The sequence below is a fragment of the Microlunatus sp. GCM10028923 genome (genome assembly GCF_042666975.1).
Taxonomy (GTDB): domain Bacteria; phylum Actinomycetota; class Actinomycetes; order Propionibacteriales; family Propionibacteriaceae; genus Microlunatus.
In genome coordinates this window covers 38,931-51,983 of sequence record NZ_JBHTFF010000024.1, presented here as the reverse complement: position 1 = coordinate 51,983, position 13,053 = coordinate 38,931, and the positions used below count along the sequence as shown (strand labels likewise).

13 protein-coding genes are annotated in these 13,053 nt (G+C 72.0%); 8 read left to right on the top strand and 5 right to left on the bottom strand.

Translation table 11 applies throughout. The features are described 5' to 3' along the window. The first annotated feature begins 181 nt into the window (after nucleotides 1–181). The gene (locus ACFQU4_RS36520; RefSeq protein ID WP_377501844.1) at nucleotides 182–847 is read left to right on the top strand and encodes a hypothetical protein; all 666 of its coding nucleotides are present in this window, start codon (nucleotides 182–184) and stop codon (nucleotides 845–847) included. Here the strand turns inward: ACFQU4_RS36520 and ACFQU4_RS36515 are convergent. From ACFQU4_RS36515 to ACFQU4_RS36505, 3 genes are read right to left on the bottom strand one after another with little or no spacing between them, the layout of a single operon-like run. Further along, a complete protein-coding gene (locus ACFQU4_RS36515; RefSeq protein WP_377501842.1) occupies nucleotides 826–1,740 on the bottom strand; it encodes a LysR family transcriptional regulator in 915 nt (304 codons plus the stop codon). The genes ACFQU4_RS36520 and ACFQU4_RS36515 overlap by 22 nt on opposite strands. 3 nt (nucleotides 1,741–1,743) lie before the next feature. Continuing rightward, nucleotides 1,744–2,730 carry a pyridoxal-phosphate dependent enzyme gene (locus ACFQU4_RS36510; RefSeq protein ID WP_377501840.1) on the bottom strand — a complete coding sequence of 329 codons (987 nt, stop codon included), beginning with the start codon at nucleotides 2,728–2,730 and terminating at the stop codon, nucleotides 1,744–1,746. A gap of 19 nt (nucleotides 2,731–2,749) precedes the next feature. Beyond that, nucleotides 2,750–3,517 (bottom strand): SDR family oxidoreductase, encoded by a 768-nt coding sequence (locus tag ACFQU4_RS36505; RefSeq protein WP_377501838.1) that lies wholly within the window; start codon nucleotides 3,515–3,517, stop codon nucleotides 2,750–2,752. A 97-nt stretch (nucleotides 3,518–3,614) separates the two neighbouring features. On the opposite strand from ACFQU4_RS36505, the gene ACFQU4_RS36500 reads away from it, so the two are divergent. Genes ACFQU4_RS36500 through ACFQU4_RS36490 form a run of 3 tightly spaced genes read left to right on the top strand, consistent with a single transcriptional unit; the run spans nucleotide 3,615 to nucleotide 6,376 of the window. Beyond that, entirely contained in the window at nucleotides 3,615–4,193 is a 579-nt protein-coding gene (locus tag ACFQU4_RS36500; RefSeq protein WP_377501836.1) for a superoxide dismutase family protein, read from the top strand. 39 nt (nucleotides 4,194–4,232) lie between these two features. After that, on the top strand, nucleotides 4,233–5,810 hold the full coding sequence (locus tag ACFQU4_RS36495; protein WP_377501834.1) for an ATP-binding cassette domain-containing protein: 1,578 nt from the start codon (nucleotides 4,233–4,235) through the stop codon (nucleotides 5,808–5,810). After that, a complete protein-coding gene (locus ACFQU4_RS36490) occupies nucleotides 5,807–6,376 on the top strand; it encodes a TetR/AcrR family transcriptional regulator (RefSeq protein ID WP_377501832.1) in 570 nt (189 codons plus the stop codon). Before ACFQU4_RS36495 ends, ACFQU4_RS36490 begins: the two co-directional genes overlap by 4 nt. Before the next feature lie 2 nt (nucleotides 6,377–6,378). Here ACFQU4_RS36490 and ACFQU4_RS36485 read toward each other — a convergent pair whose 3' ends face one another. Next, nucleotides 6,379–6,669 (bottom strand): type II toxin-antitoxin system RelE/ParE family toxin, encoded by a 291-nt coding sequence (locus ACFQU4_RS36485; protein ID WP_377501830.1) that lies wholly within the window; start codon nucleotides 6,667–6,669, stop codon nucleotides 6,379–6,381. After that, the gene (locus tag ACFQU4_RS36480) at nucleotides 6,666–6,920 is read right to left on the bottom strand and encodes a ribbon-helix-helix protein, CopG family (protein ID WP_377501828.1); all 255 of its coding nucleotides are present in this window, start codon (nucleotides 6,918–6,920) and stop codon (nucleotides 6,666–6,668) included. Before ACFQU4_RS36480 ends, ACFQU4_RS36485 begins: the two co-directional genes overlap by 4 nt. Before the next feature lie 114 nt (nucleotides 6,921–7,034). Here ACFQU4_RS36480 and ACFQU4_RS36475 point away from each other — a divergent pair, with 114 nt between their 5' ends. The 4 genes from ACFQU4_RS36475 to ACFQU4_RS36460 are packed head-to-tail and all read left to right on the top strand — an operon-like array spanning nucleotide 7,035 to nucleotide 13,014. Further along, entirely contained in the window at nucleotides 7,035–8,246 is a 1,212-nt protein-coding gene (locus ACFQU4_RS36475) for an alpha-hydroxy-acid oxidizing protein (RefSeq protein WP_377501826.1), read from the top strand. Between the two features lie 41 nt (nucleotides 8,247–8,287). Then, entirely contained in the window at nucleotides 8,288–10,114 is a 1,827-nt protein-coding gene (locus ACFQU4_RS36470) for an ATP-binding cassette domain-containing protein (protein WP_377501824.1), read from the top strand. Then, entirely contained in the window at nucleotides 10,111–11,892 is a 1,782-nt protein-coding gene (locus tag ACFQU4_RS36465) for an ABC transporter ATP-binding protein (protein WP_377501822.1), read from the top strand. Before ACFQU4_RS36470 ends, ACFQU4_RS36465 begins: the two co-directional genes overlap by 4 nt. Before the next feature lie 51 nt (nucleotides 11,893–11,943). Beyond that, nucleotides 11,944–13,014, top strand: coding sequence for an LLM class flavin-dependent oxidoreductase (locus ACFQU4_RS36460; RefSeq protein ID WP_377501820.1), 1,071 nt, complete (start codon nucleotides 11,944–11,946; stop codon nucleotides 13,012–13,014). The last annotated feature ends 39 nt before the right edge of the window (nucleotides 13,015–13,053 follow it).

The window sequence follows — 13,053 nt, the reverse complement described above, 5'->3', positions numbered from 1 at the left end:
GGAGGGGCCCTAGAGGAGGTGCCTCCCGCATTCTGTCACGGATCTCCCGGCGACACGCCGGTCTCGCGGATCCGGATCATGAAGCCCCGCTTCACGCTGCGTGCCGCGATCGGCTGTTGATCATCGACTGCCACCGGGGCGAACCTTGATCAACAAGGTCAGCGGACGAAGGAGAATGATCATGGAACGACTGGCGATCGGGGTGCTGACGCCGCACGTCGCCGCCGGGCCGGAGGTCGAGTGGCCCGCCATGGCCGGCGGCCGGGTCACGGTCCGGCGGGAACCGGTCGGCCCGGCGGGTCCGGAGCACGCCCTCGCGCGATTCGGCGACGGGTCGGTCGGTGCGCTGGCGTACGCCTCGACGAGCACGGGGTACGCCCTCGGGCACCGGGCCGAGACGGAGTTGATCGATCGGCTCGCCCAGCGGTCCGGGGTCCCGGTCGTCGCCGGCGCCGCGGCCGCGGTCCTGGCCCTGCGGAGCTTCCGTACCGAACGCGTCACGCTCGTCCATCCGCCCTGGTTCGATCTTGACCTGGATCGGCTCGGGGTCGGCTATTTCCATGATCAGGGATTCGACGCCACGGTGATCAGGGCCGCCGGCCTGCCCGGCGACCCGAGCCGGGTCCGTACCACCTCCGTGATCGACGACCTCGGCCCACGCTTGAAGGACGGCGATGATCCGGTCTTCCTGGCCGGCCACGGGTTCCGGGCGGCCGGGGCGATCGACGCCCTGGAACGGTCGACCGGTCGCCGCGTCCTGCAGGCGAACCAGGTCGTGCTCTGGGCGATCCTGGCCGCGATCCGACCGGCCTGGACGATCACCGGCTACGGGAGCCTCTTCGCCTGAAGCTCCTCGCGTACGGCCTCGAGGAAGGCGTCCCGGCCCGGATGCCGGACCCCGCGCAGCCAGCACAAGGCACTCGACGACGGCGGCAGATCGGTGATCGGGACGACGGCCAGGCCCGGGTGCCGGAACTGTTCCGCGAAGGGCAGCGTCGTCGGATGCACCAGTCGGCCACGGGCCACCAGCAGCAGCAACTCCGAGACGTCGCCGACCTGGACCTCCGCGGCCATGATCGGGCGACCGCTCGGCGTGTGACTCGGACAGCTCGCCTCCGCCACCTCGGGCGGATCGTCCGGCGAGCGGCGTACCTCGTAGTCGGCCAGGTCCTCCACCGACACCGCGGAGCGGCCGGCCAGCGGATGATCGGCGGCGACCAGAACCACCCTCGGGTCGCCCTCGGAAAGCAGCGGGCCGAGCTCGATCTCCGGCCGCTCCAGCGGCAGCCGGGTGACCGTCAACTCGACCTCGCCGCGGCGCAGCGGGCCGAGCCGGTCGGTGAAGGGCGTGCCGACGAGGCGAACCGTGCCGCCGGGATACCGGCTCTCGTAGCGCCGCACCGCCGCATTCAGGACGGCGCCGCCCGACGCCGCGTTGAGCAGCCCGACCCGGACCGGGCCCGGGCCGTCGCCGCGCTCGCGGGCCCGCAGCACGACGTCCTCCAGGTTCGCCAGCGCCGGGACAAGATCACGATGCAGCGCCGCGCCCAGGTCGGTCAGGGCCACGGTGCGGCTGGTCCGGTCGAACAGCCGGCCACCGCCCAGCTTCCGTTCCAACGCGCGGACCGACTGGCTCACCCGCGACGTCGTGAGCCCGAGCCGTTCGGCAGCCCGGCCGAAGTGCAGTTCCTCGGCGAGCGCCAGGAACACCTGCAGTTCACGCACCTCGACCTCGGGCATCGGTCAGTCCGCCATGATCAACCGGGCGAACTGCTCGGCGCCGATGTTGCCGCCGGACAAGATCACGCCGACCGGGCCGTCGCCCGAGTTGATCTTCCCGGTCAGCAGGGCGGCCAGCGGGCTGGCGCCGCTCGGTTCGAGAACGATCTTGAGCCGTTCGTACGCCCAGCGCACCGCCTCGACCAGTTCCGCGTCGCTGACCAGGACGATCCCCTCGAGCAGCCGCCGGTTGATCGCGAACGTCAGCTCGCCCGGCTGGGGCACCGCCTGGCCGTCGGCCAGGGTGTGCGGGACCGGGACCGCGATCCGCTCCCCCGCCGCCAGCGAACGGTACGTGTCGTCGCCCGCCTCGGGCTCGATCCCGATCACCCGGACCCCCGGCGACAGCTCGGTCGCGATCACCGAGCAACCGGCCGCCAGCCCGCCACCGCCGACCGGAACCAGCAGAGATCCCAGCGGGCCGGCGTCCTCGATCAACTCCAGCGCCGCGGTGCCCTGGCCCGCGATCACGTCCGGGTGGTCGAACGGCGGGATCATGATCAACCCGCGCTCCTCGGCCAGGGCCGCGCTGATCGCGTCCCGGTCCTCGGTGTAGCGGTCGTAATGGACGATCTCCGCGCCGTAGCCGGCCGTCCCGTCCAGCTTCAGCCGTGGGGTGTCCTTCGGCATCACGATCACCGCGGACGCGCCGAGTTCGCGGGCCGCCAGCGCGACCGCCTGGGCGTGGTTCCCGGACGAGTGGGCCACCACCCCGCGGCGTCGCTGCTCCGGAGTCAGCCGGGCGATGGCGTTGTACGCGCCGCGGAACTTGAACGCCCCGATCCGCTGCAGGTTCTCGCATTTCAACAGCACCGGCGCCCCGACGATCCCGTCCAGGGTGCGCGAGCGCAGCACCGGAGTCCGGTGCGCCACGCCGCGCAGCCGCTCGGCCGCGGCCCGGACATCGGCGGCGGACACGGGAAGCTCTGCTGCGGAAGGAGAATCGGCCATGGTCCGATCTTCGCAGAGTTCAGACGACCGCGGTCATGCCGCCGTCGACGAAGATCACCTGGCCGTTGACGTAGTCCGAGGCCGGCGACGCCAGGAACACCGCCGGCCCGAGCAGATCGCCGACCGTACCCCAGCGCGCCGCCGGCGTCCGGCCCAGGATCCACCCGTTGAACTCGGCGTCGTCGACCAGCGGCTGGGTCATCTCGGTGTGGATGTAGCCGGGCGCGAGACCGTTGATCTGCAGGCCCGAACCGGCCCACTCGGCGGTCATCGCCCGGGTCAGGTTACGCAGCCCGCCCTTGGCCGCCGTGTACGCCGCGATGGTCGGCCGGGCCAGTTCCGTCTGCACCGAGCAGACGTTGATGATCTTCCCCGCCCCGCGCGGGATCATCCGGCGGGCCGCCGCCCGGCCGACCAGGAAGGCACTGGTCAGGTTCGTCGTCAGCACCCGCTGCCAGTCCTCCAGCGCGACGTCGAGCATCGGTTCCCGGTGCTGCACCCCGGCGTTGTTGACCAAGATCATGATCGGGCCCAGCTCCGCCTCGATCCGCTCGACCGCGCCCTCGACGGCCTCCGGTTCGGTCACGTCGAAGTCGTACGCGGACACGGCAGCACCCTCGGACGCCAGCTCCGCCCTGGCCCGCTCCAGCCGATCCCGGTCGAGACCGTTCAGCACGACGGTCGCCCCGGCCCGGGCCAGTCCGGCCGCGATGGCGCGGCCGATGCCGCGGCTCGAACCCGTGATCAAGGCGATCCGGCCGGTCAGGTCGAACAGGTCTGCGGTCATCGGATGATCATGGGTGTCGTCCCGGTTCCGCGTCAACGGCGCCGATGCGCAAGACTGGTCCCTGCTCGGGGATCCGTACGTCTGCCAGGAGAAGTCCATGCGTTCCAGCCCCGTCCGACGTTCCATGATCATCGCCGCCGCGGCGCTCGGTACGTTGCTGCCCTGCCTCACCCTCTCCCCCGCGTACGCCGCCGACGGTGACCCCACCGCCGGCCTGCTGGACGGCACCGTCACGCTCGACGCCGGACCGCTGTCGGACCTGCGCCCGGAGGCCGACCCGACCGACGGCGCGACGGCCCGGCTGCTGGTCGTCCGCGGGGTCGTGGCCAGCGTCGCGACGCTCGAGGTCTCCGGCCTGGACCCGGCTGCGGCCGGCCGCAGCTACGGCGTCCACGTGCACACCGGCCCGTGCGTCGCCGGTGACGGCGAGGCGGCCGGGCCGCACTACAACCACGACAAGGCCACCGGCCGCGAGCCGGCGCGTGTCTCGGCCGGTACCGAGATCTGGCTCGACATCACGGTGGATCGGCACGGCCGCGGTCAGGCATCGACGCTGGTGCCGTTCGCGTTGCCGACGGCCGGCGACGGCATCGGCTCGGTGGTCGTCCACGAGCACCCGACCGACCACGCCGGCATGGCCGGTGGGCGGCTGGCCTGCCTGCCCCTCTCGGAGTAAACGCAACACTCATCGCATTAGCCTGCTAACCTGGACCGCATGTCCGGGAATCTGCGCCTGTCCGGGGTCGGCTTCGGCTGGCCGGACGGCGACCAGTTGTTCGCCGGCATCGACGCGACCTGGACGGATCAGCGGATCGGCCTGGTCGGCGACAACGGCAGCGGCAAGTCCACCCTGTTGCGCCTGATCACCGGCGAGCTGGTGCCCACCGCGGGCACGGTGCGGGCGTCCGGCCCGGTGGCGGTGCTGCCGCAGACCATCGCCACCCGGGACCGGCGTACCGTCTCCGACCTGCTGGCCATCACGGCGACCAGGACGGCGATCGCCCGGGTGCTGGCCGGCGACGCCCGGCCCGGCGACCTGACCCTGTCCGCCGACGACTGGCAGGTCGAGGAGCGCGCCCTGGCCGGCCTGGCCCGGGTCGGGATCGCGGCCGGGCCGGACTGGCTCGACCGCTCCGTCGCGTCCCTGTCCGGCGGCGAGGCGACCATGATCGGGATCGCGGCGACCCTGCTCCGCCGGGCCCCGGTCACGGTCTGGGACGAGCCGACGAACAACCTGGACCGGGCCGCGCGGGAACGGCTCTACCGGCTGGTCGCCGACGGCTGGCCCGGCCTGTTGATCATCGTCAGCCATGATCGGGAACTGCTCGAGCTGGTCGACGCGATCGCCGAACTGTACAGCGGCGGCCTGCGCCTGTTCGGCGGCCCGTACAGCAGCTATCGAGCGACCCTCGACGCCGAGCAGCAGGCCGCCGAGCGCGAGGTCCGGGACGCCCGGTCGACCCTGCGCAGGGAACGCCGCCAGCTGACCGAGGCACACGTCGCCCTGGCCCGCCGGCAGCGGTACGCGCACACCGACTACCTCAACAAGCGACGACCGAAGGTGATCATGAAGCTGCGGGCCGGGGAGGCCGAGGTGTCGGCCGGCAAGTACCGGCTGCTGCACGAGGGCAAGCTGGACGAGGCCGCGGCCGAACTCCGCCGGGCCGAGGACCAGGTGCGGACCGACCCGGCGATCCGGATCGACCTGCCCGGGACCGAGGTGCCGGAGCGCAAGGTGATCACCGAGCTCGCCCTGCCGGACCGGACCATGATCATCCGCGGCCCGGAGCGGATCGCCGTCACCGGCGCCAACGGGGTCGGCAAGACCACGCTGCTGCACGCGCTGGCCGCGGCGACCCCGGCGGTCCGGGTCGGCCGGTTGCCGCAGCGGCTCGACCTGCTCGACGATCGCCGTACCCTGCTGGAGAATCTGGCCGATTCCGGACCGGCCGACGACAACGCGATCCGGGCCCGGCTGGCCCGGTTCGGCTTCCGCGGCGACACCGTCGACCGGCCGGCCGGCGCCCTGTCCGGCGGCGAACGCTTCCGGGCCACCCTGGCCCTGCTGCTGCTCCGCGACCCTCCGCCACAATTGCTGATCATGGACGAACCGACCAACAACCTCGACCTGACCAGCGTCGCCCAGCTGGTCACCGCCTTGTCCGGCTATCGCGGCGCCCTGGTCGTCGCCGGGCATGATCACGACCTGTTCCAGGCGGTCGGGATCACCCGGCGCTGGCACTTGTCCCGGGACCATGATCGGCTCCGGCTCGACGATCGGCCCGTGGCGTGACCGCGCGGCCGGGTGGACGGACCGCGCGCAACACCCGGGCGATCTTCGATGCGCTGTTCGCGGAGCTGGTCGAGCGCGGGCACGGCGGCCTGACCATGGAGGCGGTCGCGGCCCGGGCCGGCGTCCACAAGTCGACCCTCTACCGGCGCTGGCCGACGACCGACCTGCTGCTGGCCGCGGCCCTGGCCGAGCACCCGCGCAACGCGTGGACGCCGGACCGCTCCGGCGAGTTGATCAAGGACCTGGTCGGCGTCGGCCGTGCGGTGCTGGACGGCCTGGACGACCCGGTGGTCGGGCCGATCTCGCGGGCCTGCATCGCCGCCGCCCTCGCCTCCGAGACCGCGGCCACGGCCCTGACCGCCTTCCTGGACGACCAGAACCGGCGCGCGGCGATCGTGATCACCGACGCGATCGAACGCGGCGACCTGCCGCCCACCACGGACCCGACGGCGCTGATCGAGCGGCTGGTCGCGCCGCTCTATTACCGCCGGCTGATCCTGCACCGGCCGGTGACGCCCGAGGAGCTGACCGCCGCAGCTCGGGCCACCCTCCAACCCGGAGACTGAATTCAGCCGCGCCGGGCCTCCGGATCGCGCGCGGTGTGCAGGACCCGAAGAATCTCGAGGTCATCGCCCTGCGGCTGGTAGAAGACGGCGAACGGGAACCGTCGGAGGGTGGCGCGGCGGACCGGATCGAATCCGGCCACGATCGGCGCACTCATGGAAAACACCTCAAGTCGAGCGAACAGCCGATCGAGGTCTTCGACCAGTTCGTCTCCCAGCGCCCGCCGGGCCCCCTCGTAGTAACTCCGAGCGTCGCGGAGATCCATCACCGCCGCAGGGCGGAGAAGTACCGTCACGCGTCAGGCCAGACGTCCCGCCGAACCGTTTCCCAAGGCGATCCGGCATCCGGGAACTGCCTCGCGTCGGCCAGCGCCTCAGCCAGGAGCTGCCGTTCTTGTTCGGTGGGAACGTAGACCGGCTCTCCGAAATGGCTCCGCAGAGCTTCCTGGATCATCTCCGACCGAGTGCGATGCTCAATCTTCCTGGCCCGCTCGACCATGTCGTAGAGCTCCTCCGGGAGCGTGATCGCGACCTTTCGTACTGCCATCTCTGCACCCTTCCTCGGTATGAGGAGATCATACCGAGCTGCCCTGTCGCGCCCGCACGGTTCAGGTACGGGACAATGACAGCCGCCCCAACCGGATCGAACGTCGAGGAAGCCATGGTCGAACGCCGCCTGCCCAGCCCGAAGGATCTCGCTCCGCTGATGCGGCTCAAGCGACCGGAGCTGAATCCCAAGAAGCGGCGGCTGACGAACGCGCTGACCGTCGAGGACCTGCGCCGGATCGCCAAGCGCCGCACGCCGCGGGCCGCGTTCGACTACACCGACGGGGCGGCGGAGGAGGAGTCCTCGCTGTCCCGGGCACGGCAGGCGTTCCGTGACGTGACCCTGCATCCGCGGATCCTGCGCGACGTGTCGTCGATCGACACCTCGGTCCAGGTGCTGGGCAAGAAGTCCGCCTGGCCGTTCGGCATCGCGCCGACCGGGTTCACCCGGATGATGCACACCGAGGGCGAGGTGGCCGGGGTTCGGGCGGCGGGCCGCGCCGGGATCCCGTTCTCGCTCTCCACCATGGGCACCACCTCGATCGAGGACGTACGAGCAGCCGGGCCCGACACCCGGAAGTGGTTCCAGCTGTATATGTGGAAGGACCGCGACCGGTCGATGAACCTGGTCCAGCGGGCCGCCGACAACGGCTTCGACACGCTGCTGGTGACGGTCGACGTCCCGGTCGCCGGGGCCCGGCTGCGGGACACCAGGAACGGCCTGACGATCCCGCCGACGCTCACTCCGAAGACGATCGTGGACGCGATCCCGCGGCCCTGGTGGTGGTTCGACTTCCTCACCACCGAGCCGCTGTCGTTCGCCACCCTGGACCGCTGGTCGGGCACCGTTGCGGAACTGCTGGACGTGATGTTCGACCCGACGGTCGACTTCGACGACCTGGCCTGGATCAAGGACCAGTGGCCGGGATCCCTGGTGGTGAAGGGGATCCAGAACGTCGAGGACGCCAAGAAGGTGGCCTCGCTCGGCGTCGACGGGATCATCCTGTCCAACCACGGCGGCCGCCAGCTGGACCGGGCGCCGATCCCGCTGCGGCTGCTCCCCGAGGTGGTACGGGAGGTCGGCAACGACCTCGACGTGATGGTCGACACCGGCATCATGTCCGGCACCGACATCGTCACCGCGATGGCGCTCGGGGCGAAGTTCACCCTGGTCGGCCGCGCCTACCTGTACGGGCTGATGGCGGGCGGCGAGGCCGGCGTCGACCGGATGATCGAGATCCTGACCAGCCAGATCGCCCGCACCATGAAGCTGCTCGGCGCACGCTCGATCGAGGAGCTCGAGCCCTCCATGGTGACCCTCCCTTAAAGCCCTGCGGCGCCGACGTTGCGCCACTAGAGTGAACCCTTGTGTCGTGGTCCTGGGGGTCCCTCGTCGGACGCCGGGACGCGAACCTCCGCGATCTCCTCACCGAACGGTTCCGGCTGCTGGCCCTGCTCCGGCAGGGCGGCTCCGCGACGGTCGCGATGGCCGCCACCCAGCTGCTCGCCAATCTCGGGCCGGCCGCCATCGCACTCGCAGCGGGCCTCGCCACCCACGGTGCCGAGGCGGCGATCGGCAGCGGTGACCTGGCCCCGGCGGTTCCCGGGCTGGTCGCGCTCGGCGCCGTCTTCCTGCTGCTGCAGGCGGTCCAGAACACGACGGACGGGCTGGCCACCGACGTACGGCTGCGCGTCGACGGCTGGGTACGGCAGCAAGCCCGCACCGCGGCCGCCGCGCAACCGACCCTGGTCGAGCTGGGCGACCCGCAGTTCCAGGAGGACGCGACCCGGACCGCCGATCTCGGCCGGCGGGGCGGCCGGGTCCGGTCGCCGGGCGGGGCGGCGGTCGGCCAGGCGATGTTCACGGCGCGGCTGATCGGCGGCGTGCTGGCGGCGGCCGTGCTGGCCCAGTTCTCGGTGCTGCTGGCGATCGTCGTACCGATCCTGGCGCTGCTGAACCGGGCCGTGCTGCGGCGCCAGTGGATGCATCTCGCGAACGTCGACGACGGCCAGGCGCCGATCCGGCGCCGGACCGACTACTGGGCCGGACTCGGCCAGGACCCGCGGCTGGCGGGCGAGATCCGGCTGTTCGGGCTGGGCCCGTGGATCACGCTGCGGCACCGCCGCGCGCTGGTCGCCGAACGCGGACCGGTGCTGCGCAACCGGATGACCGTGATGCGGCAGCAGACCTTGATCATCGGGCTCACCGTGCTGGCCGCCTCGGTCGGCATCCTGCCGCTCGCGTTCGCCGCCGCCGAAGGCTCGATCACCGCGGCCGAACTGGTCACCTATCTGACCGCGGTGCTCGGGGTGCTCGGCGTACTGTCCGCGATGGGTCACGAGGCGTTCGACATCGAGTACGGGCGGAGCACGGTCCGGGCCCTGGACCGGCTGCTGGCGGGCGCCGCGACGACGAGCCGGCCACGGCCGCCGGCCCGGGACGGGGCCCTGGTCGAACTGCACGGGGTTCGGTTCGCGTACCCGGAGCAGCAGACGCCGGTGCTGGACGGCTGCGACCTGACCATCCGGACCGGCGAGGTGCTCGGCGTCGTCGGGGTCAACGGCGCCGGCAAGACGACGCTGGTCAAGATGATCGCCGGGTTGCTGGACCCGACCGGCGGCGAGATCCGGGTCGGCGACGACGGGTCCGTCGGCGTGACCGCGGTCTTCCAGGACCTGCTGCACTATCCCCTGTCGCTGCGGGACAACGTCGCGCTGGCCGCGCCGGAGGCCGACGGCGGCGACGAGGCCGTCCTCGCGGCACTGGCTGCCGCCGGAGCCGACGATCTTCCGGACCGGCTGCCGGCCGGCCTGGACACCGTGCTGCATCGTGATCTTGCCGGCGGCACCGACCTGTCCGGCGGGCAGTGGCAGCGGGTCGCGATCGCCCGCGCCGTCTACGCCGTGCACGCCGGCCGGCGTCTGGTGATCTTGGACGAACCGACCGCGAACCTCGATGTCCGGGCCGAGACCGCCTTCTACGCAACGGTGGTCGAGACGCTGCCGGAGGCGACCGTGGTGCTGATCTCGCACCGCCTCTCGACGGTACGCAACGCCGACCGGATCGTGCTGCTGGCCGACGGCCGGATCGCCGAGCAGGGCAGCCATCGGGAGCTGGTCGATCATGGTGGGGAGTACGCCCGGCTGTTCCGGCTCCAGGCCTCCCGGTTCCGGGCCGAGGAGGACCGATCATGATCAAGATCCGGCTGTTGCTGGAGCTGCTCCGCCGGAGTTGGGTGGTGGCGCCGCTGTCGTCGGCCGTGATCACCGTGGTGATCATCGCCCAGTCCGCCTCGGCCGCCCTGACCGCGGCGATCCAGCGGCACCTGGTCGACCAGGTCGGCCGGCCGGCGATGCTGACCGCCGTGGTGGCGGTCGGCGTCGGGCTCGCCGTCGCCTTCGCCGCCGGTGCGGCCGGCAACCGGATCCAGGGCAACCTGCGCGGCGTGATCGCCGAGAAGCTCGACATCGACCTCAGCGGGAACGTCCTGCGCTGGGCGACTCAGACGCCGCGGATCGACCAGTACGACCGGCCGGACTTCCTGGACCGGCTGCACCTGGTCCGGACCAGCACGTCGAAGCTGGCCGGGATCTCCTGGAACCTGGTCAACACGGTCTGTGTGGTGCTCGGCCTGGCGGCCAGCCTGGTGCTGCTGGCCCGGATCAACCCGTGGCTGATGATCATGGCCGTGCTCGCCGTACCGCCGTTCCTGCTGAACGGCCGGAGCGGACGGTACCTCCGGCAGGCCCGAGACCGTACGGCAGCGTGGGAGCGTCAGGAGGCCACGCTGCACGGCTATGCCAGCCAGCCGGAGCAGGCGAAGGAGGTCCGGGTCAACCGGAGCCAGCCGATCATCGATGATCACTGCGCGACGCTGTGGGACCGGACCCGGCGCACGATCCGGGCCGCGCACCTGAAGTCGGCCCTGCACGGGTACGCGGGCTGGCTGATCTTCGCCGTCGGCTACCTGGGCGCGGTCGCGTTGACGATCTTGCTGGTCACCCAGCGGCAGGCCAGCCTCGGCGACCTGGTCCTGGTGATCTCGCTCGGGCAGCAGCTGCGCTGGCAGGTGATCAGCGTCGTGTACGGGATCTCCGAGGTCGCCGACGGCGGCCACGCGGCCGGCCACTACGACTGGCTGCGCCGGCAGTACCGCCAGGCCCGGCGGGCCGACGAGGAGCCGGTCCCGCCGCCGCCCCGCCTCGATCGCGGGATCTCCGTCGACGGGCTGAGCTTCCGGTATCCGGGTCAAGATCATCCGGCGGTCGACGGGGTCAGTGTCGAGCTCGAGGCCGGGCAGGTGGTGGCGCTGCTCGGCGAGAACGGCGCGGGCAAGACGACGCTGGCGAAGCTGCTGCTCGGCCAGTACGCACCCGACGCCGGCGGCATCCGGCTGGACGGCGTCGACCTGGCCCGGGTCGACCCGGCCGTCTGGGCACGCCGGTGCAGCGGACTGCTGCAGGACTTCGGCAAGCTGCAGGGCCCGGTCCGCGAGGCGGTCGGTGCCGGGGCGCTCCGGCCGCTGTCCCGGGCCGACCTCGACCGGGCCGTCGACGAGGCGCACGCCCGGAGCATCGTGGACGGACTGCCCCGCGGCCTGGACACCTCGCTCGGGCTCGCGTTCGGCACCCGGGACCTGTCCCACGGCCAGTGGCAGCGGCTGGCCCTGGCCCGCGGGCTGACCCGGCCGGAGCCGCTGCTGCTGATCCTCGACGAGCCGACCTCCGCGCTCGACCCCGAGGTGGAGCACCGGCTGTTCGACGCGTTCTTCAGCAGCGCCCGCCGGGCCGCCGCCGAGCACGGCAGCATCGCCTTGATCATCTCGCACCGGCTCTCCACCACCCAGGACGCCGACCTGATCCTGGTGATGGACCGGGGCCGGATCGTCGAGTCCGGTGATCACGCCACCCTGATCGACCAGGGCGGCCGCTACAGCGAGCTCTACCGGCTGCAGACCCGCGCCTACCGGTGAACCAGGAGGGTGGCGGGAATACCGACGGCCCGGACCTGAGTTGTCGCAAGGGTGACCGACCTCGCGCTCTCCGTACTCGACCTGGTGCCGGTGCGCACCGACCAGACCACGACCGACGCGATCCGGGCGTCGCTGCGGCTCGCCGAGACCGCCGACGAACTCGGGTTCCATCGCTACTGGGTGGCCGAGCACCACAACATGCCGGCCGTGGCGGCGACCAATCCGCCGGTGCTGATCGGCATCATCGCGGCGGCCACGCAGCGGATCCGGGTCGGTTCCGGCGGGGTGATGCTGCCCAACCACGCGCCGCTGGTGGTCGCGGAGCAGTTCGCGCTGCTGGAGGCCGCGTACCCGGGCCGGATCGATCTCGGCATCGGCCGCGCGCCGGGCAGCGACCCGGTCACGAATTACGTGCTGCGGACCGCGGCCGGGCGCGGCGACGCCGACGTGGAGCGGTTCCCGGACTACGTGTCCGACGTGATCGCGCTGATGGACACCGAGGGCGTCGAACTGGACCTGCAGGGCCGCCGGTACCCGCTGCGGGCCACGCCCCAGGCGACGGCGACGCCGGTGGTCTGGCTGCTCGGCTCGTCCTTGTACTCGGCCGAGCTGGCGGCCGCGCGCGGGCTGCCGTACGTCTTCGCGCATCACTTCTCCGGCGAGGGGACCCAGGAGGCGCTGCGGGTCTACCGGTCGAACTTCCGGCCGTCCGACCTGCTCGCCGAGCCGCGGACGTTCCTGACCGTGAACGCGGCCGTCGCTCCGACCGAGGCAGAAGCGCGGCGGCTGACCGTACCGCAGCAGTTGGCGATGGTCGCCCTGCGAACCGGTGGCGAGCTGAAACCGGCTCCGACCGTCGAAGAGGCAGAGCAGGTGGAACTGCCCGCCGCGCACCGGGAACTGGCCGAGGCGATGAGCGCCCGCTGGGTGGTCGGCGACCCGCCCACCGCCGCCGCGGCCCTTCGTGATCTTGCCCACACCTACGGCGTGGACGAGGTGATGATCAACCCGATTGCGGGCTCGTTCGCGGGCACCGCGGCCGACCGGGCTCCCGCCCGGGAGCAGACGCTGCGCCTGCTGGCCGGGGCGTTGACCGGGCCGGACCCGGTTCGGATTGCCTGAGAAATGCACAGGGACGGGTCAGGTAACGGGCATACCCTT

What these genes read in the sequence shown, in the direction of transcription:
- ACFQU4_RS36480 (WP_377501828.1), bottom strand. Translation starts at nt 6,920, where the DNA reads ATGGCAGTACGAAAGGTCGCGATCACGCTCCCGGAGGAGCTCTACGAC.
- ACFQU4_RS36510 (WP_377501840.1), bottom strand. Translation starts at nt 2,730, where the DNA reads ATGGCCGATTCTCCTTCCGCAGCAGAGCTTCCCGTGTCCGCCGCCGAT.
- ACFQU4_RS36500 (WP_377501836.1), top strand. Translation starts at nt 3,615, where the DNA reads ATGCGTTCCAGCCCCGTCCGACGTTCCATGATCATCGCCGCCGCGGCG.
- ACFQU4_RS36515 (WP_377501842.1), bottom strand. Translation starts at nt 1,740, where the DNA reads ATGCCCGAGGTCGAGGTGCGTGAACTGCAGGTGTTCCTGGCGCTCGCC.
- ACFQU4_RS36465 (WP_377501822.1), top strand. Translation starts at nt 10,111, where the DNA reads ATGATCAAGATCCGGCTGTTGCTGGAGCTGCTCCGCCGGAGTTGGGTG.
- ACFQU4_RS36520 (WP_377501844.1), top strand. Translation starts at nt 182, where the DNA reads ATGGAACGACTGGCGATCGGGGTGCTGACGCCGCACGTCGCCGCCGGG.
- ACFQU4_RS36475 (WP_377501826.1), top strand. Translation starts at nt 7,035, where the DNA reads ATGGTCGAACGCCGCCTGCCCAGCCCGAAGGATCTCGCTCCGCTGATG.
- ACFQU4_RS36505 (WP_377501838.1), bottom strand. Translation starts at nt 3,517, where the DNA reads ATGACCGCAGACCTGTTCGACCTGACCGGCCGGATCGCCTTGATCACG.
- ACFQU4_RS36495 (WP_377501834.1), top strand. Translation starts at nt 4,233, where the DNA reads ATGTCCGGGAATCTGCGCCTGTCCGGGGTCGGCTTCGGCTGGCCGGAC.